This window comes from Ruegeria sp. H4 (genome assembly GCF_056533065.1).
The window spans coordinates 105,132-122,514 of record NZ_JBQFOC010000002.1; the positions used below are offsets into that span (position 1 = coordinate 105,132).

The 17,383-nt window shown below is 57.3% G+C and carries 19 protein-coding genes and 1 pseudogene; 12 read left to right on the plus strand and 8 right to left on the minus strand.

Translation table 11 applies throughout. The annotated features are described in order from the left end of the window. The first annotated feature begins 37 nt into the window (after positions 1–37). From fabZ to ACR0KG_RS11950, 5 genes are read left to right on the plus strand one after another with little or no spacing between them, the layout of a single operon-like run. Entirely contained in the window at positions 38–511 is a 474-nt protein-coding gene (gene fabZ / locus ACR0KG_RS11930; RefSeq protein WP_480498222.1) for a 3-hydroxyacyl-ACP dehydratase FabZ, read from the plus strand. After that, the gene (gene lpxA / locus ACR0KG_RS11935) at positions 508–1,293 is read left to right on the plus strand and encodes an acyl-ACP--UDP-N-acetylglucosamine O-acyltransferase (RefSeq protein WP_480549288.1); all 786 of its coding nucleotides are present in this window, start codon (positions 508–510) and stop codon (positions 1,291–1,293) included. The genes fabZ and lpxA overlap by 4 nt, the downstream gene beginning before the upstream one ends. A gap of 4 nt (positions 1,294–1,297) precedes the next feature. Next, the gene (locus tag ACR0KG_RS11940; protein WP_480549286.1) at positions 1,298–2,092 is read left to right on the plus strand and encodes an LpxI family protein; all 795 of its coding nucleotides are present in this window, start codon (positions 1,298–1,300) and stop codon (positions 2,090–2,092) included. Continuing rightward, complete coding sequence (gene lpxB / locus ACR0KG_RS11945) at positions 2,092–3,249, plus strand: lipid-A-disaccharide synthase (RefSeq protein WP_480827402.1); 1,158 nt, start codon at positions 2,092–2,094, stop codon at positions 3,247–3,249. Before ACR0KG_RS11940 ends, lpxB begins: the two co-directional genes overlap by 1 nt. Next, entirely contained in the window at positions 3,249–3,830 is a 582-nt protein-coding gene (locus ACR0KG_RS11950) for a cadmium resistance transporter (protein WP_480827403.1), read from the plus strand. The genes lpxB and ACR0KG_RS11950 overlap by 1 nt, the downstream gene beginning before the upstream one ends. On the opposite strand, the gene mnmA is transcribed toward ACR0KG_RS11950, so the two are convergent. Next, entirely contained in the window at positions 3,827–4,972 is a 1,146-nt protein-coding gene (gene mnmA, locus ACR0KG_RS11955) for a tRNA 2-thiouridine(34) synthase MnmA (protein WP_480549280.1), read from the minus strand. The two genes, ACR0KG_RS11950 and mnmA, sit on opposite strands and share 4 nt — an antisense overlap. Positions 4,973–5,100: 128 nt before the next feature. Between mnmA and sciP the strand changes: the two genes are divergently transcribed. From sciP to ACR0KG_RS11980, 5 genes are all read left to right on the plus strand, one after another. Then, positions 5,101–5,394 (plus strand): CtrA inhibitor SciP, encoded by a 294-nt coding sequence (gene sciP, locus ACR0KG_RS11960; protein WP_480541548.1) that lies wholly within the window; start codon positions 5,101–5,103, stop codon positions 5,392–5,394. A gap of 85 nt (positions 5,395–5,479) precedes the next feature. Further along, positions 5,480–6,196, plus strand: a complete 717-nt coding sequence (gene ctrA, locus ACR0KG_RS11965) for a response regulator transcription factor CtrA (protein ID WP_480549277.1) — start codon at positions 5,480–5,482, stop codon at positions 6,194–6,196. Between the two features lie 123 nt (positions 6,197–6,319). After that, entirely contained in the window at positions 6,320–8,446 is a 2,127-nt protein-coding gene (ligA, locus tag ACR0KG_RS11970) for an NAD-dependent DNA ligase LigA (protein WP_480827404.1), read from the plus strand. Beyond that, positions 8,443–10,533, plus strand: a complete 2,091-nt coding sequence (gene recG, locus ACR0KG_RS11975; RefSeq protein ID WP_480827405.1) for an ATP-dependent DNA helicase RecG — start codon at positions 8,443–8,445, stop codon at positions 10,531–10,533. The genes ligA and recG overlap by 4 nt, the downstream gene beginning before the upstream one ends. A 112-nt stretch (positions 10,534–10,645) precedes the next feature. Continuing rightward, positions 10,646–10,768 carry a hypothetical protein gene (locus ACR0KG_RS11980; RefSeq protein WP_353007504.1) on the plus strand — a complete coding sequence of 41 codons (123 nt, stop codon included), beginning with the start codon at positions 10,646–10,648 and terminating at the stop codon, positions 10,766–10,768. Positions 10,769–10,955: 187 nt separating this feature from the next. On the opposite strand, the gene ACR0KG_RS11985 is transcribed toward ACR0KG_RS11980, so the two are convergent. Both ACR0KG_RS11985 and ACR0KG_RS11990 read right to left on the minus strand, forming a co-directional pair. Then, positions 10,956–11,594 carry a MarC family protein gene (locus tag ACR0KG_RS11985; protein ID WP_480827406.1) on the minus strand — a complete coding sequence of 213 codons (639 nt, stop codon included), beginning with the start codon at positions 11,592–11,594 and terminating at the stop codon, positions 10,956–10,958. Positions 11,595–11,654: 60 nt separating this feature from the next. Continuing rightward, positions 11,655–12,107 carry an iron-sulfur cluster assembly scaffold protein gene (locus tag ACR0KG_RS11990; protein WP_480827407.1) on the minus strand — a complete coding sequence of 151 codons (453 nt, stop codon included), beginning with the start codon at positions 12,105–12,107 and terminating at the stop codon, positions 11,655–11,657. Between the two features lie 48 nt (positions 12,108–12,155). On the opposite strand from ACR0KG_RS11990, the gene hisI reads away from it, so the two are divergent. Further along, entirely contained in the window at positions 12,156–12,545 is a 390-nt protein-coding gene (hisI, locus tag ACR0KG_RS11995; RefSeq protein WP_170536827.1) for a phosphoribosyl-AMP cyclohydrolase, read from the plus strand. Between the two features lie 55 nt (positions 12,546–12,600). Here hisI and gluQRS read toward each other — a convergent pair whose 3' ends face one another. From gluQRS to ACR0KG_RS12015, 4 genes and pseudogenes are all read right to left on the minus strand, one after another. After that, complete coding sequence (gene gluQRS, locus ACR0KG_RS12000; RefSeq protein WP_480827408.1) at positions 12,601–13,482, minus strand: tRNA glutamyl-Q(34) synthetase GluQRS; 882 nt, start codon at positions 13,480–13,482, stop codon at positions 12,601–12,603. After that, complete coding sequence (locus ACR0KG_RS12005; protein ID WP_480827409.1) at positions 13,479–14,093, minus strand: class I SAM-dependent DNA methyltransferase; 615 nt, start codon at positions 14,091–14,093, stop codon at positions 13,479–13,481. The genes gluQRS and ACR0KG_RS12005 overlap by 4 nt, the downstream gene beginning before the upstream one ends. Before the next feature lie 37 nt (positions 14,094–14,130). Next, entirely contained in the window at positions 14,131–15,471 is a 1,341-nt protein-coding gene (trmFO, locus tag ACR0KG_RS12010; protein WP_480827410.1) for a methylenetetrahydrofolate--tRNA-(uracil(54)-C(5))-methyltransferase (FADH(2)-oxidizing) TrmFO, read from the minus strand. Positions 15,472–15,728: 257 nt separating this feature from the next. Further along, positions 15,729–16,523, minus strand: a pseudogene (locus ACR0KG_RS12015) (enoyl-CoA hydratase); the annotation flags it as partial. Positions 16,524–16,572: 49 nt separating this feature from the next. Here ACR0KG_RS12015 and ACR0KG_RS12020 point away from each other — a divergent pair. Next, complete coding sequence (locus tag ACR0KG_RS12020) at positions 16,573–17,016, plus strand: PaaI family thioesterase (protein ID WP_480541529.1); 444 nt, start codon at positions 16,573–16,575, stop codon at positions 17,014–17,016. Between the two features lie 59 nt (positions 17,017–17,075). On the opposite strand, the gene ACR0KG_RS12025 is transcribed toward ACR0KG_RS12020, so the two are convergent. After that, the gene (locus ACR0KG_RS12025; protein ID WP_170536815.1) at positions 17,076–17,303 is read right to left on the minus strand and encodes a YjiS-like domain-containing protein; all 228 of its coding nucleotides are present in this window, start codon (positions 17,301–17,303) and stop codon (positions 17,076–17,078) included. Positions 17,304–17,383 lie beyond the last annotated feature (80 nt).

Here is a 17,383-nt window from a genome sequence, read left to right on the forward strand (position 1 = left end):
GCGAGAACTGAGACTTCCAAGACGGGATTTGTGACTTATGACCTCGGAAACCAAAAGCGCCGACATTCAGCTGATTCAGCGCATATTGCCGCATCGCTATCCGTTTCTACTGGTCGACAAGGTGGTTGATATCGAGGGCTATCAATCTGCCATAGGCATCAAGAATGTCACCATGAACGAGCCTCATTTTCAGGGCCATTTCCCCGGTACTCCGATCATGCCAGGTGTCACCATCGTCGAAGCGATGGCGCAAACGGCCGGCGTCATGCTGGGTGTCGGCATGGATGTGATCGACACGGAACTGCTGATCTACTTCATGAGCATCGACAAGTGCAAATTCCGCCGCAAGGTTGTGCCCGGCGATGTTCTGGAGATGCATGTGGAAACCCTGCGTGGCAAGAAAGGCGGAAAGCTGTTCAAGTTCAATGGCCGGGCTACCGTCGATGGAGAAGTCGCCGCCGAAGCCGAGTTCTCGGCCTATGTTGATTGGGACATGGAAAAAACGGCATGAGCGGTGTTCATCCCAGCGCAATCATAGAAGAGGGCGCTCAGATCGGGCAGGGCTGTTCGATCGGCCCGTTCTGCTATGTCGGGCCTCAGGTGCGTTTGGGCGACCGGGTCGAGTTGAAATCGCATGTGGTTGTCACGGGTGACACTTCGGTCGGTGGAGATACGGTCATCTTCAACTTCTCGGTCATCGGTGAGATCCCTCAAGATTTAAAATTCGGGGGTGAAAACACGCGGCTGGAAATCGGCCAGCGCAACAGGATTCGGGAACATGTGACGATCAACACCGGCACCGATGGCGGTGGTGGCGTGACGCGTATCGGTGATGATTGCCTGCTGATGGCGGGCGTGCATGTGGCCCATGACGTTCAGATGGGCGATCGGGTGATCATGGTAAATCACGCGGGCGCGGCCGGTCACTGTGTCATTGAGGATGATGTGATAATCGGCGGGATCTCGGGCCTGCATCAATGGGTGCGGGTTGGTCGCGGCGCCATCATCGGCGCGCTGACCATGGTGCCGAACGACGTCATTCCCTACGGTTTGGTCCAGGCCCCGCGCGGGGAACTGGACGGGCTCAACCTGGTTGGCCTGAAACGGCGCGGCGTATCACGCGAGGATATCTCGGCGCTGCGGGCTGCGTTCAAGGAACTGACCGGTGGAGAGGGGACGTTTCAGGAACGTGCCCATCGGGCAGGTGAAGGCACCAACAGCGAATATGTCCGGCGCATTGTCGAGTTTGTCACCGGTGACACGGATCGTTCTTTCCTGACACCAAGGAAGTAAGCGCATGCTGGCATTGATCGCAGGCACAGGTGTCTTGCCGGATGAGGTCGTCGCCGCTTTGCCAGAGCGCCCGTTGATCTGTGCGATGGAAGGGTTTGAGCCGGATACGCTAGGACCAGACATCGTGTTTCCGCTCGAACAGCTAGGCAGCTTTATCGCTGAGTTGAAAGCGCGCGGTGTGACCGAGCTTTGCATGGCCGGGGCAGTTCGGCGACCGCGGGTTGATCCCGCGCGCATTGATGCGGCGACCTTGCCATTGGTTCCGATCTTGCAAAAGGCGATGACCTCTGGCGACGACGGGGCGTTGCGCGCGGTCATTGGTATCTTTGAGGATGCGGGCCTGTCGGTCAAAGCCGCTCATGAGATAGCACCGGACTTATTGCCGTCTGTGGGCTGCCTGACCGAGGCGCAACCATCTGACGCCGATTTGGTCGATGCAGACCGGGCGGCCGGTGTTCTACGTGCCATGGGCAGCGCCGATATCGGGCAGGCTTGCGCCGTGTCCAAAGGGCAGGCTTTGGCTGTCGAAAGCATTTTTGGCACCGCCTGGATGTTGCAATCCTTGACCCAACGTCCGGATGCAGGTGGTGGCGTTCTGTTCAAAGCGCCAAAGCCAGCTCAGGATCGGCGGGTGGATTTGCCTGCAATAGGCCCCGAAACCGTGGCCAGCGCCGTGGCAGCCGGATTGACCGGTATTGTCATCGAAAAGGGCGGTGTCATGGTATTGCAGCGCGACCGGGTGATCGCCGAATGCAACCGTCTGGGCCTTTTCCTGTTCGTCCGTGAAAGGGCGGTCTGATGCGCGTCTTTCTGGTCGCCGGTGAACCTTCGGGTGACCGGTTGGGCGGTGCGCTGATGGAAGGGTTGAAGACCCTTGTTCCAAACGTTGAATTCAGTGGAGTTGGCGGGCCATTGATGGAGGCACAGGGCCTGAACAGTCAGTTCCCGATGTCCGAGCTCAGCGTTATGGGCCTTGTCGAGGTCCTGCCCAAGTTCTTTCACCTAAAGCGCCGGATCGCTGAAACCGCGCAGGCGGTTTTGGACACGCAGCCGGATGTGCTGATCACCATCGACAGTCCGGACTTCTCATTGCGTGTGGCCAAGATCGTCAAAGCCTCCAGCGACATTCGCACCGTTCACTACGTAGCCCCAAGCGTCTGGGCGTGGCGTCCGGGGCGGGCGAATAAAATGGCCAAGGTGATTGATCACGTTCTGGCGTTGCTGCCATTTGAGCCGCCCTATATGGAACGCGCGGGGATGGAATGTGATTTCGTTGGCCATCCCGTGGTGAACGAACCGCTTGCCTCTGATCAGGACATCCAGAAATTTCGTGCGGATCATGATCTGGGCAATGCGCCAATCGTGCTGGCGTTGCCAGGCTCCCGGAGAGGGGAGGTCGAACGGTTGGCCCCGATCTTCGGTGCGGCACTGGATGAGTTCCTGAAAGATCGCGCCGACACCCGCGTCGTGGTTCCGGCGGTTGCGCATATGGTCGATATGGTTTCGGACCACATCAACGACTGGCCTGGTCACCCGGTTGTTGTCGATCCGCGCAAACTGCCCTCGGACGAAGCGCAGAGCCAGAAAAGAGCAGCCTTTGCCGCCGCCGATCTGGCATTGGCGGCCTCGGGTACGGTCTCGTTGGAATTGGCAGCGCAGGCGACGCCCATGGTGATCGCTTACAACCTGAACTGGCTGACCACGCAGATCGCCAAACGTATGGTGAAGCTGGATACGGTCACTCTGGTCAATCTGGTCTCGGACAGCCATGCCGTGCCCGAATGCCTGCTTGAGGATTGTGATCCAACGAAGATCGCGGATTCGTTAAAGCAAGTGGCCGGCGCACCGGATGCTCAGAACCGGGCCATGGCAACGACCATGGAGCGTCTTGGGCGCGGTGGCGAGGCACCGGGTCTGCGCGCAGCAAGGGCCGTTTTGGACAGAATGAACGCGTGATGCTGGATCATGTGATCTTTGCTGCTTCGGCCTTTGCGGCGCAGATATTGACCAATCTCGACAATCTTGCCGCGTTAGTTGCGCTGATGATGGTATCTGGTCCACGTCGCGCCATTGCAGGGTTCCTGTTTGCGCAGATAATCGTGATCACCATCGCTTTCCTACTGGCATTGGGGGTCGATGACGTGGTGCCGCACTGGGCGGGCTATTTGGGATTGATCCCTTTGGGGCTTGGCATCATCGGAATACTCCGTCAATTCCGGGGGGAGGAGATGCAGCAGGCTGCGCGCTTATCTGCAGGTGCTTCGACCTTGGTGACCATGCTGCTGTTTGTCAGTATGTCGATGGACACGTTTGCGGTTCTCGCGCCGCTCTTGGCGGATTCCACCCCAAGCTATCGCTTTGCCGGGGTTGCTGGGGCCATAGCAGCGGCGCTGACCCTGGGTGTGCTCGCACTATTGGGCGCTCGCGCGCCAATCATGACCGGAGGCTTGGCGCAACGGCTTGAGACGCTCGTACCTTACGTGATGATCTGCGCCGGGATCTACATCCTCAGCAACTCGTGGACTGACGCGATTTAGTAACCGCGCCAGATCCAGCCACCGCCAAAGATACGGCTGCCCTCATTCGCATAGAACACACAGGCCTGACCCGGAGAGATCCCTTCCTCGGGCGTCAGCAGCTCCACCTCGGCGGTCGTGTCGGACAGGGGGCGAATAATCGCCTCGCGCGGGGGTCGGGTCGAGCGGACTTTGACCGACAAATGCCATTCGCTGCGCGCGGTGAAGGGCTCATCCCCCAACCAGTTGATTTCACGCACTGGAATAGTTCGGGTGGCCAGCATTTCTTTGGGGCCGACGACAACCTGTTTCTTGTCCACATCCAGCTTGACCACATAAAGCGGCTCACTCAGGCCGCCAATGCCCAGGCCGCGGCGTTGGCCGATCGTATAGTGAATAACGCCATTGTGTCGCGCCAGAACGCGGCCATCGGCATGCACGATCTCACCCGGTTCCGCAGCACCCGGGCGCAGTTTCTCGATCACGCTGGCATAGTCGCCATTGGGCACAAAACAGATATCCTGACTGTCGGGTTTGTCCGCCACGGCCAGCCCGTACTGCGCCGCCATTTCGCGGGTCGCATCCTTCGAAGGCAGGTGCCCCAGAGGGAAGCGCAGGAAATCCAGCTGCTCGGGCGTGGTCGAAAACAGGAAATAGGACTGGTCGCGGTTCGCATCCTCGGCGCTGTGCAGTTCCGGGCCACTAGGGCCCATCATGCGCTGAATATAGTGCCCAGTGGCCATGCAATCGGCTTCAAGGTCTTTGGCAGTTTCCAAAAGGTCCTTAAATTTCACCCGCTCATTGCAGCGGATACAGGGCACTGGGGTCGCGCCTGCCAGATAGCTGTCGGCGAATTCATCAATCACCGCGTCTTTGAAGATGTTCTCGTAGTCCAGAACGTAATGCGGGAAACCACGCTCTTCGGCCACGCGCCGCGCGTCATGAATGTCGATCCCGGCACAGCACGCGCCTTTTTTGGCCAGCGCCGCGCCATGGTCATAAAGCTGTAGTGTCACACCGACCACGTCATAGCCTTGGTCCGCCAGATAGGCAGCAACGACCGAGCTGTCGACACCACCGGACATGGCAACAACCACCCGCGTTTCCGAGGGCGGTTTGGCAAAGCCAAGCGAATTGAGTTGGGTCTCGGCGGCGAGGGCCATGGCGATTCCGTTCGGATTAAGAAAGACCGGCAGAATATAGGAAAATTCTACACACTCTCAAGGGGCGGTTTCACGCGGCATTAAGTAGGCTGATGTCAGCTTTGTCGCAGCAGGAAAAGGGTAGAAAGATGTATTTGCACAAAGTTGAAGGGCCGCGATCTGTTACCTTGCCGGATGGCTCGGTTCTGTCGCGCGCAGATCTTCCACCCGCTGACACACGACGCTGGGTCGCGTCTCGCAAAATCATTGTTGTGCGTGGCGTTCTTTACGGCCTGATCACTCTGTCGGACGCCAAGAAACGATATGGCATCAGCGATGAAGAGTTCAACACATGGGTATCTGCCGTCGCCGAACACGGAATCGAGGCATTGAAAGTAACAGCCCTAAAAAAATATCGACAACCTAAAGATGAAAGTGAATAAATGATTCAACGGTAACGTCAGATTAACCATTTTTGATCAGGTTTGAATTGAATTGAAGTTTTATGACCTGAATTGGAGCAGTGAAATGAGAATACTTCTTGTCGAGGATGATCCAACCACATCCAAAAGCATCGAATTGATGCTGACACATGCAAACTTGAATGTATATGCGACGGATTTGGGGGAAGAAGGGATCGATCTGGCAAAACTCTATGATTACGATCTCATTTTGCTGGACCTGAACCTGCCGGACATGAACGGGCATGAAGTACTGCGCCAATTGCGGATCGCGCGGGTGGAAACTCCGATCCTGATCCTATCTGGGGCTGACGATACGGAAAGCAAGATCAAGGGCTTTGGATTTGGCGCGGATGACTATCTGACCAAGCCGTTCCATCGCGAAGAACTGGTTGCCCGTATCCATGCGATTATCCGACGTTCGAAAGGGCATTCACAATCGGTGATCCATACCGGGCGCGTTGCTGTTAACCTGGATGCCAAGACGGTTGAGGTTGATGGCCAGACTGTTCACCTGACTGGCAAGGAATATCAGATGCTGGAGCTGTTGAGCCTGCGTAAGGGCACAACCCTGACAAAAGAGATGTTCCTGAACCACCTTTATGGCGGCATGGATGAGCCAGAACTGAAAATCATCGATGTGTTTATCTGCAAGTTGCGCAAGAAACTCAGCAATGCAACCGGCGGCGACAACTATATCGAAACGGTTTGGGGCCGCGGCTATGTGCTGCGTGATCCGCAATCCGACAGCATGGACGATACCCGTATCGCAGTCGGCGCCTGACATCCGAACACTTGTGCCGCTGTTGGTCCAGGGCGGCACCCACACTCACGGCTCAGCACGTCTGGACCTAGCCGTGGCCTCGCCCTATCACTGATGTCCAAGAAGACGTGACAGGGCGAGGCCATGGGCAATTCAATTCCAACAGCAGACCTGACCGAAGACCAGGCCCGGGCCGAGCTTGCTCAACTGGCCAAGGTGCTTTTGCAGGCCAATCAACTGTATCACGGCGCAGATGCGCCCGAGATTTCGGATGCAGACTACGATGCGCTGAAACGGCGCAATGCCGAAATCGAGATGCGATTCCCACATCTCAAACGCGCCGACAGCCCCAGTGATCAGGTCGGTGCCCGGGCAGCAGACGGGTTTTCCAAGGTCACCCATGCCGTGCGCATGATGTCACTGGGCAATGCGTTCGACGATGAGGATGTGGCCGATTTTGACCGGTCGATCCGCAAATACCTCGGGCTGGATGACGCAGCACCACTCGCCTATACTGCGGAACCCAAGATCGATGGCCTATCCCTTTCGCTGCGCTATGAAAACGGCAAGCTGATTCAAGCGGCTACGCGCGGCGATGGAGAGGTTGGTGAGAATGTCACAGCCAACGCGCGAACGCTGGCCGATATTCCCCAAACCATTGAGAATGCACCCGCTATTCTAGAGGTTCGTGGCGAGGTCTATATGTCGCATGCAGATTTCGACGCACTCAACCAGCGCCAAGCCGAAAGCGGCGGGAAGACCTTTGCCAACCCTAGAAATGCAGCGGCCGGGTCGTTGCGGCAGTTGGATTCGGAAATCACCCGCGCGCGGCCGCTCCGGTTCTTCGCCTATACCTGGGGTGAGGTGTCAGAACCGCTTTCTGATACTCAGAAAGGCGCGATTGACCGCTTAAATGCGTTTGGTTTCTCAACGAATGAGCTAACTCAAGAATGCAAAACCACGGATGAAATGCTGGCCCAGTACCGACAAATCGAAGCACAGCGCGCCACGCTGGGCTATGATATCGACGGTGTCGTCTACAAGGTCAACGATCTGGCGCTGCAGGCGCGATTGGGGTTCCGGTCAACCACGCCCCGCTGGGCGATTGCCCACAAATTTCCTGCTGAACTGGCCTGGACCCGGCTTGAAGCGATTGACATTCAGGTTGGTCGGACCGGCGCGCTTAGCCCGGTTGCACGATTGCATCCGGTTACGGTGGGCGGCGTCGTTGTCTCAAACGCCACATTGCATAACGAAGATTATATCGCGGGCCGTGACGCTAAGGGCGGTGAAATCCGCGATGGCAAGGATATTCGGGTCGGTGATTGGGTGCAGGTGTACCGTGCCGGCGATGTGATCCCCAAGATCGCAGATGTCGACATTTCCAAACGCCCAGATGACGCAGTGCCTTTCGATTTTCCAACGCGGTGCCCCGAATGCGGCAGCGAGGCAATCAGGGAAGAAGGCGATGCGGTTCGGCGCTGCACAGGTGGCTTGATCTGCCCTGCGCAAGCTGTTGAGAAACTGAAGCATTTCGTCTCGCGCAAGGCGTTTGACATCGAAGGTCTGGGTTCCAAGCAAATTGAGATGTTCTATGACGATCCCGAGTTGCCGATCAAAACGCCGGTCGACATCTTCACGCTGCAACAGCGCGATGCGGGCAATCTGACCAAACTGGCCAACCGCAAAGGGTGGGGTGCGCAAAGCGCGGGCAACCTGTGGGCCGCAATAGATGAAAAACGCAATATCGGGTTCGGGCGTTTGCTGTTCGCTTTGGGCATTCGCCACATGGGTGAGGCCGCGTCGAACCTGATTGCTACTCACTATGGCAGTTGGGCCGAGTTCGAAACCGCCGTGACCGTAGCGGCCGCTTTCGAAGGGCCAGAATGGGAGGATCTGCTGGGTATCGACGGAGTGGGCGAAGTCATGGCCCGCGCGCTGGTTTCGGCCTTTGCACAAGAAGCGGAACGAGCCAGCATCGATGATCTTGTTGCCCAGTTGCAGGTAGAGGAGGCAAAGCGCCCGGATACAACAGGCAGCCCGGTTGCGGGTAAAACCGTCGTCTTCACCGGAACGCTGGAAAAGATGACCCGTGCCGAAGCCAAAGCCCGGGCTGAGGCATTGGGCGCCAAGGTCTCTGGTTCGGTCAGCAAGAAAACCGATCTGCTTGTCGCTGGTCCAAGTGCCGGGTCCAAGGCCAAGAAAGCAGCTGAGCTGGGGATCGAAACACTGGATGAGGATGGCTGGCTACAGCTGATTGACGGCGCATGAGTGGACGGCCCGAACAGCTGTTCCCGCTGTTTGCCGGGTTGGAAACACTGGAGGGTGTCGGCCCAAAAACGGCACAGGCCATGGCACAAAGCGGGGTCGAAAGCCCACGAGATGTACTGTTTGGTTTGCCTTATGCGGTGGTCGACCGGCGCAGGCGTGAGACCATTCAGGGTGTTGATCTACCTGCGACATTGACAGTTGAGGTAACCGTTGGCGTACACAGACCACCACGCAATAAAGGTGGTGCGTATCGGATTCATGTCGAAGACAGTCAGGCCGATTTCCAACTCGTGTTCTTTCACGCGCGGGGCGATTATCTGAAAAAACTGCTGCCGCAGGGATCGCGCCGCGTGATCTCGGGCAAATTGGAGCTGTTTGATGGTATGGTGCAGATGGTCCATCCCGATCATATGCTGCCGGTTGAGCAGGCGCAGGATATCCCGGAATTCGAACCGGTGTATCACCTGACCCATGGCGTCACCCAAAAGACGGCCTTCAAAGCGGCCCGCAGCGCTTTGGCACGCGCGCCAGACCTGGCCGAATGGATCGATCCGGCCCAGGTGGCGCAGCAGAAGTGGTCAAGTTGGAAGGGGGCTGTCGAGGCGGCCCATAACCCGCAGGGCGCAGATGATGTGGCGGCGTTTTCACCCGCACGAGAGCGTCTGGCCTATGATGAGCTTCTGGCCCATCAGTTGACGCTGGCTTTGGCGCGCCAGATCGAGCGTAAAGCGCGGGGTATCGTCAGCGCTGGAACCGGCGCGTTGCAATCGAGGGTCTTGGGTAGCCTGCCTTATCGCCCAACCAAGGCACAGACCCGCGCCATCGAAGAGATTTCTGTTGATATGGCCTCTGATGCGCGGATGAACCGTCTGTTGCAGGGCGATGTGGGGGCCGGGAAAACACTGGTCGCCTTCATGGCGCTACTGATTGCGGTCGAAGCTGGCGGGCAGGGCGTGATGATGGCCCCGACCGAGATCTTGGCGCGGCAGCATCTGGAAGGATTGCGCCCCCTGGCTGAAGAGGCCGGCGTGGTGCTGGAAATCCTGACAGGGCGCGACAAAGGGGCCGAGAGGCGGGCGAAGCTGGCAGCCCTGAAAGCTGGGGATATTCAGATTCTGGTTGGCACACATGCGGTGTTCCAGAGCGATGTGGAGTTTCACGCGCTGCGTCTTGCCATCGTTGACGAACAGCACCGGTTTGGCGTGCGCCAGCGGATGGAATTGTCAGAAAAGGGGCAGGGTGCGGATGTGCTGGTGATGACGGCCACTCCGATTCCACGCAGTCTTGCACTGGCGCAATATGGCGACATGGATGTCTCGGTTCTGGATGAAAAGCCGCCCGGTCGGAAGCCAATCAAGACAGCCATTGTCAGCACGGACCGTATGGATGAGGTTGTCTCGCATTTACGTCGTGCGATTGATGAGGGGCGGCAGTGCTACTGGGTCTGTCCTTTGGTGGACGAATCCGAAGTATCGGACCTGACCGCTGCAGAAGAAAGGTTCAAACGCCTGCGTGCTATTCTAGGTGAAGGAGTTGTCGGTCTTGTTCACGGCCAGATGCCGCCAGCCGAGAAAGACGCGGCCATGGCAGCTTTTCAGAGCGGTGACACCAAGGTTCTTGTGGCCACGACCGTCATCGAAGTTGGTGTAAACGTGCCAAATGCCACGATCATGGTGATCGAACGGGCCGAGATCTTCGGGCTGGCACAATTACACCAATTGCGGGGACGCGTTGGTCGAGGTGATGCGGAGTCAACATGTTTGTTGATGTATCAACCGCCGCTCAGCGAAGGGGGGCGCAAACGATTAGAAGTGCTACGAGAAACCGAGGATGGCTTTCGTATCTCGGAAACCGATCTGCAAATGCGCGGCGCGGGCGACCTGATCGGGACCGCGCAGTCAGGATTGCCAAAGTTTCGCATTGCCGATCTCGAACGGCAGGCCGGGTTGATGGCGGTGGCGCAATCAGATGCCCGTGCGCTGCTGAACCAAGACCCGAAACTGACCTCGGAGCGGGGTAAGGCCGCGCGTGTTCTGTTATGGCTGATGAAACAGGATCAGGCGATCCGTTTGATTTCAGTGGGTTAGGTAAATAATCCCTTAAAGTTCACAAATGTTCTTAAAAAGTTCTTTACTGACTTGAGGAAATATGAGAACAAAAGGTCAACAAAGGATTAAATCTTCGACCGGAGGTGACCCAATGCTGACCCAGATCAAGACCGCGTTTAGCCGTTCGCACACGACCATCCTGCAGGATGTCGCGGGGGTTGCGTCCTTGGTTGTCATGCTGATGGTTGCCCTTCACCTTCCCGTTGGTTTCTAAGCCTTTCTGCCTGCGATCTCGTGCCGATCAACCCGCGCCTGTCATCCCCATTACGATCAAGGGTGACCTGCCTGTCCCAAACCCCTTGAAGGGGCCATGCCTCGGCCCCGCGCGGCGTTCCGGACCCCACGCGAGACACGCATAGACTGCCGCCGCCCTTTCCGCCCGGAAGGAGCGGCGGTTTTTTTTATAGCTGACCAGTTTTCATGATTTCCAGCATGGCCGATAAAACCGAATTGACGGCGACTGAGGCCAGGATCATGCCCATCACGCGACTGATGATGGCAGCCCCGGAATGACCGATCAGACGAATGATCGGCTCGGCCAGCAACATGAGAATAAATGCGATCACGAGCACAGACAGCATGACTAAGGCTGTGATGCCCTGGTCTGCTGCGCTGTAGCGGTTGTTGTCGGTCAGAATGACGATCGCCAGCATCGCGCCGGGTGAGGCGAGGGACGGCACCGCCAACGGAAAGATCGCTGGGTTGTGCTTATGGGTTTTGTCGTCTTTGTCATCTTCGGCTGCGCGTTGTTCGATATCCTGCTTGCTTTCACCAAAGATCATAGTCAGCGCGAACAGGAACAGGATGATGCCGCCAGCGACCTGAAACGAGTTCAGCCCAATATCCAGCGCTTCGATCAGTAATTGGCCGAAGATCAGGAAGAACAGCAGGACCCCGGCGCTGATCAGTGCGGCCAGAACGGCGACCCGTCTGCGGGCCGATGCCGCAAGACCTGCGGTCACTGCGATGAAAACCGGGATCGTACCGATCGGGTCGATCACGACCCATAGGGTTACAAAATGCTCTAGTAAATTGTCCACATCGAACCCCTCTAACCAGTTGTTGGCGAGGTTAGACGGGAAAGTGTTGAAAAGCTACGCTCAGGCGCAGTTGGCCTGTTCGGCAAGTGCTATGGCTTCGGCCGTGGCGTCCAGACACAGCAGGATCGAGGCGTGACGGTTTTTGTACTCGCGTGCCGGCATCAAAACCTCAAGCCCGTCAAACGGTGCATCCGGAACCGGGCCGTCCTTTTTTAACATCGCTGCAAGCTGATCCCGGGCCGTTTCGATCTGTGCGCGCGTCGCGCCGATCACTGCGTCACCCACAACAGAGGCCGAAGCCTGACCCAATGCGCAGGCTTTGACATCCTGCCCAAAAGCACTGACACGCCCATCCTGCATCTTTACATCCACGGATACCGTTGATCCGCACAGAGGTGAGCGCTTTTTCACCGTTGCGTCGGCGTTCTCCAGCCGTTCGAGATGGGGGATATCTGCGGCCAGCGCAAGAATTCTTGCCGAGTACAGCTTTATCAGATCGTTTTCGCCACTCATGGCTTTCCCTCGTTGCGTGTTCCCCATACATAGTGGCCAGCCCTTGGGATGCAAAAGGTTTTTCTGATGACTGATCCAATTGTGTTTGACCCCGCAACCTTGAAATATAATGAGGCGGGGCTGGTTCCAGCCATCGCGCAAGATCATGCATCGGGCGAGGTTCTGATGATGGCCTGGATGAATGCACAAGCGATTGAACGCACCCTGGAAACAGGTCGGGTTACCTATTGGTCAAGGTCACGGCAGTCCTTCTGGATCAAGGGCGAGTCTTCGGGTCATACGCAAGAGTTGATCGATTTCCGCGTTGATTGTGACCGGGATTGTCTGTTGGTTCTAGTCGATCAGAAAGGTCCAGCCTGTCACACGAACCGGCGCAGCTGTTTCTATACCGCCATCCGGGACGGGGATGAAACCGAGCTGATGAAACCGATGGAATAGGTAACGCAAACACCACGCGTTCGGCGAAGATATTCCAGATAAGATAAGGATGTGGTCAAAGATCGACCATGGCCCGAATATCTTCTGGGCTTGCCCCGTCTAATCGGTATTTAGCGATCGCGCGCGCGTCGTCTCGTTTCGCCAGACGTTTGCCATTCTCGTCGCGGATCAGGTCGTGGTGAAAATACTCGGGCACCGGCAAGTCAAGAAGGGCTTGCAGAAGAACATGGATACGTGTCGCGTCGAACAGGTCCTGACCTCTGACCACATGTGTCACACCTTGTGCCGCGTCGTCCAAAACGACGGACAGATGATACGAGGTGCCCATACCGCGGCGGGCCAGAACGACGTCTCCGATCGTAGTGATCAATTCTTCCGGCGAGAAACGGACCGTTCCGGTTCTGCCGTCGGGGCCTGCGCCGTGTTCAGTGAACTGCCAGACCGAGGCATCTTTATCAAAGACGTGGTGCGCCGCTTTGTTCATATCCAAACGCAGCGCTTCGGTTTGAGGTCGGGGTGTATCTTCTGATTTAGGTGCGCGGTGCCGACATGTGCCCGGATAGATCACACCATCAGGGCCCAATAACGGTGCGCCTTCCTGAGGGGCGCTGACCGCTGCGGCAATATCTTTGCGGTTGCAGCCGCACGGGTACAGGAAGCCGCGCCGCCAGAGTTCATCCAGCGCTGCATCGTAGATTGCCTGACGCTCGGATTGGCGCATGACGGGTTTGGGCCAACGCAGGCCAAGCCATGTGAGGTCGTCATAGATCTGTTCTTCCCAGTGTGGGCGCGATCTGGATTGATCGATATCTTCGATCCGTAATAGGAATTCACCGTCTTCAGACGTCGCCATATCATGGGCCAGCAACGCCGAATAGGCGTGCCCCAGATGCAAAGGACCCGTCGGAGATGGCGCAAATCGCGTGGTGAATGTCACGTTTTTTCTAGCACATACACGTCGGAGTTCATGTCCAGACCCGGCAAATGAGGACCGTGTTCACGGAACAACAGTCGTGCCGCGCCCATATCCAACCAGTCGTTCAGCCGAGCTGTATACGTGTGATCCGCAAGTGTATGATCGTTGAAGGAAAACGACAGCATTCCACCTTTGGGCAGCGCGTGCATCAACATATCCAGCGTTTCAGGTGGGGCGGCACCTGCTCCGATGACACCGATGGCAGTGATCGCGGTATAAGCGCCATTGGTAAGCGGCGCAGGATCGGTGATCTCAAAGCTGGACAGTGTTCTGTAGACGCCTTTGGTTTTTGCAACTGCCAGCATGTTGGCGGTTGGGTCCATGCCGTCGATGACTGCGAAACCGGCATTTCGCAACGCGACCCCTGACAGACCGGTGCCGCAACCATAGTCCAGAACCGGCATCTGAGATTCGGGCTTTTGCGACCAGAGCGCCTGAGCCACGCGATCCGGTGTAGCATAACCTTGCTCGGCCACTTCGGCCTCATAAGTTGCGGCCCATTTTTGGTAGTGGGCCTCAGTCTGTTCGGGGGTTTCCAGATCGTAGGTGCTTTTGAAGAATTCGTCGCTCATATGCCGATGGTAGGCTGAACCTCTACGCTTCGTCCAGTCAGCAAGCGGCTAACCAGTTGTTCCATTCCGTTTTGGCGCGATCTGTGTAGGCTTTGTAACGGTCCTTGCGTCCCCGACGACCGCCTTTCAGGCCGTCGACCGGACGGAACAGGCCGAAATTCACATTCATCGGCTGAAAGGTCTTTGCCTCAGCCCCGCCCGTGATGTGGTGGATCAAAGCGCCCATCGCACTGTCTTGCGGCACCTCGGGCAGCGAGTGCCCCAGAATTTCTGCTGCGGCCAGGCGTCCGGCCAGCAGACCCATTGCAGCGCTTTCAACATAGCCTTCGACCCCGGTGATCTGACCGGCAAAGCGGATGTTCGGTTTCGACTTTAGCCGCATCTGTGCGTCCAGCAGGGTGGGCGAGTTTATGAACGTGTTCCGATGGATACCGCCCAAGCGCGCGAAGCTGGCGTTTTCCAGGCCAGGGATCATGCGGAACACCTCGGTCTGCGCGCCGTATTTCATCTTAGTCTGGAAGCCCACAATATTGAACAGCGTGCCAAGAGCATTGTCGCGGCGCAGTTGCACAACGGCGTGCGGTTTCACATCCGGTTGATGCGGGTTGGTCAGGCCAACGGGTTTCATCGGACCATGACGCAGGGTTTCGCGTCCGCGTTCCGACATCACTTCGATGGGTAGGCAGCCGTCGAAATAGCCCGCGGTTTCGCCTTCGTGGAACTCGGTTTTGTCGGCGGCCAGCAGGGCATCGATAAAGGCTTCGTACTGATCGCGGTCCATGGGGCAGTTCAGATAAGCCGTCCGCTCTTCCTCGGTCTCGCCTTTGTCATAGCGAGACTGCATCCAGGCCTGGCTCATGTCGATACTGTCGGCATAGACAATCGGCGCGATCGCATCGAAGAAGGCCAGCGCCTCAGCCCCGGTTTCAGCCTGGATCGCTTTACCCAGAGCCGGCGAGGTCAAAGGACCCGTGGCAAAGATCCAATGCCCATCATCAGGCAGCGTCGTGACCTCTTCATCGGTGACGCTCACGCGGGGATGGGCGCGTAGCTTGGCGGTGACGTCTTCGGCAAACGGATCGCGATCAACCGCCAGCGCACCACCAGCGGGCAGGCGGTGCGCATCAGCCGTGGTCATGATCAGCCCGTTCGCGGCGCGCATCTCCCAATGCAGCAAACCAACGGCGTTTTGTTCATCATCGTCAGAGCGAAAAGAGTTTGAGCACACCATTTCGGCAAGGTTGCCTGTCTGGTGCGCAAAGGTGCCGATAGTGGGGCGCATTTCATGGATAACTACATCCACGCCCATCTCTGCGGCTTGCCATGCGGCCTCGGACCCGGCCATGCCGCCGCCCACGATATGCAAAACTTGTGTCATGCGCTGCCACATAGGGCAGGGGGCAAGTGGACGCAACTCACCCGTAGGAATGTAGCGCTGATTTTACGGGAGGTCTTGGGGTCGCCGCTGCGGGAATGTCAACGCCGGTGAGAGAAACCAGCTTGGAGGGACCTTCCGCCCACGGCGACCCAAAAGTATGTCCGAGGCCTTAGCCTCGTCTCAGCTTTGCCACAGTGCTGCCCTTTTGAAAAGTGCAAAAATGAAAACAGTGGCAAAAAATATACCCCACAATTGCGTTATTGGGTCCAATTCGGGGGGCGTTTCTCGATAAAGGCGGAAATGCCTTCTTCTGTATCCCGATGCAGCATATTCTGCGCCATTACCTCTCCGGTATAGGAATAGGCCTGATCCAGTGGCATCTGAAGCTGTTGATAAAACGCTTCTTTCCCGATTTTCACCGCACTTCCCAACTTGCTGGCCAGCTGCTCTGCAAGCGAGATTGTCTCGTGTTCCAGCAGCATTTCAGGCACCACGCGATTGACCAAGCCGAGTTCCGCTGCGCGTTCGGCGGTGATGAAATCACCAGTTGTCAGCATCTCAAAGGCCAGTTTTCTGGGGATGTTGCGGCTAAGTGCGACCATGGGCGTCGAACAGAACAGCCCAATATTCACACCATTCACACCAAAACGTGTGCCTTCAGCCGCAACGGCCAGATCGCAGGTCGCCACTAACTGACATCCCGCCGCTGTCGCAATGCCGTGCACTTGCGCGACAACGGGCTGCGGGAGGGACTGGATTGACATCATCATCTTGGCACAGCGATTGAACAGATCCTGAAAGTAAGCTTTGCCGCCATCCTCGGATTGCCGGCCTGCTGTCATCTGTTTCAGATCATGCCCGGCGCAGAAGGCTTTGCCCGCACCCGACAGGGTAATGGCGCGGATCGATCTGTCCTCGCGCAGTTTGTCGAACTCAGCTTGCAGGGCCGCCAGCATCTCATCGCTCAGGGCGTTCAACCGATCCGGCGCATTCAATCGAAGCTGCGCGACCGCGCCAGTGTCGTTACGTTCCAAAATTGCCATCTTGCCCTCCTGCTGGCTGTTGGGCCAACTCTAGGGCGCAAGATACAGGAGGGGAAGCATGGGATTGGCGCTGAACAAAGACGAACTGTCACAATACCTGGCCGAGGTATTCCCACAGGTCCATAAGGACTTCGTGGTCGAGGCGCTGGATGAAGACAGCATCACCATGCGCCTTGTTGTGGCAGATCGTCACTTGCGCCCCGGTGGAACAGTGTCTGGGCCTTCGATGTTCGGGCTGGCAGATGTCTGTGTTTACGCGATGGTTCTGGCGCGCAAAGGTCGCCAGTCGCTTGCCGTAACCACCAACAGTTCGCTGGATTTTCTGCGAAAACCGGAAGGCGGCAAAGATCTGGTTGCAACTTGTCGGTTGCTGAAACTTGGGCGCAGCCTGGCTGTCGGGGATGTGCTGATCTACTCCGAAGGCTCAGATCAGCCGGTTGCTCGGGCCAGTATGACCTATTCCCTTCCACCGGCGGGGTCGGCTGCGGCCAAGTTTGGATAAAAAAGGCCGGGGATAAACCCCGGCCCAGGAAGAGGTCCCAAAATGGGACTGGGGATCAATCAGAGCTGCCAGAAATGGCGGCTTACCTCACGTTTGGCCTGCATTGGGGTCAGACCAACATCCTCAAGAAGCCTGTCATCCAGATAGCTCAGGTTAATGCGACTGCGACGACGGCGTTCCCATTGAGTGACCGCCGCCGCAAACCGCACGGCCAGCGCGGCGATCAGCGGCAACCGGGGGCTGTCGTTCAGCAGCAAGAGGGCGGGGTTGTGCATTGTGCGTGTCATCTCAGTATTCCTTTCCCATTGTATTGACACAAAGCATTGATGTTCGATATGTGTACTTGATACATTCAAGATTGTGTCAA

Coding starts and splice junctions, on each gene's coding strand:
- fabZ (WP_480498222.1), top strand. CDS start 38: ATGACCTCGGAAACCAAAAGCGCCGACATTCAGCTGATTCAGCGCATA.
- lpxA (WP_480549288.1), top strand. CDS start 508: ATGAGCGGTGTTCATCCCAGCGCAATCATAGAAGAGGGCGCTCAGATC.
- ACR0KG_RS11940 (WP_480549286.1), top strand. CDS start 1,298: ATGCTGGCATTGATCGCAGGCACAGGTGTCTTGCCGGATGAGGTCGTC.
- lpxB (WP_480827402.1), top strand. CDS start 2,092: ATGCGCGTCTTTCTGGTCGCCGGTGAACCTTCGGGTGACCGGTTGGGC.
- ACR0KG_RS11950 (WP_480827403.1), top strand. CDS start 3,249: ATGCTGGATCATGTGATCTTTGCTGCTTCGGCCTTTGCGGCGCAGATA.
- mnmA (WP_480549280.1), bottom strand. CDS start 4,972: ATGGCCCTCGCCGCCGAGACCCAACTCAATTCGCTTGGCTTTGCCAAA.
- sciP (WP_480541548.1), top strand. CDS start 5,101: ATGTATTTGCACAAAGTTGAAGGGCCGCGATCTGTTACCTTGCCGGAT.
- ctrA (WP_480549277.1), top strand. CDS start 5,480: ATGAGAATACTTCTTGTCGAGGATGATCCAACCACATCCAAAAGCATC.
- ligA (WP_480827404.1), top strand. CDS start 6,320: ATGGGCAATTCAATTCCAACAGCAGACCTGACCGAAGACCAGGCCCGG.
- recG (WP_480827405.1), top strand. CDS start 8,443: ATGAGTGGACGGCCCGAACAGCTGTTCCCGCTGTTTGCCGGGTTGGAA.
- ACR0KG_RS11980 (WP_353007504.1), top strand. CDS start 10,646: ATGCTGACCCAGATCAAGACCGCGTTTAGCCGTTCGCACACGACCATC.
- ACR0KG_RS11990 (WP_480827407.1), bottom strand. CDS start 12,107: ATGAGTGGCGAAAACGATCTGATAAAGCTGTACTCGGCAAGAATTCTT.
- hisI (WP_170536827.1), top strand. CDS start 12,156: ATGCAAAAGGTTTTTCTGATGACTGATCCAATTGTGTTTGACCCCGCA.
- ACR0KG_RS12005 (WP_480827409.1), bottom strand. CDS start 14,093: ATGAGCGACGAATTCTTCAAAAGCACCTACGATCTGGAAACCCCCGAA.
- trmFO (WP_480827410.1), bottom strand. CDS start 15,471: ATGACACAAGTTTTGCATATCGTGGGCGGCGGCATGGCCGGGTCCGAG.
- ACR0KG_RS12020 (WP_480541529.1), top strand. CDS start 16,573: ATGGGATTGGCGCTGAACAAAGACGAACTGTCACAATACCTGGCCGAG.
- ACR0KG_RS12025 (WP_170536815.1), bottom strand. CDS start 17,303: ATGACACGCACAATGCACAACCCCGCCCTCTTGCTGCTGAACGACAGC.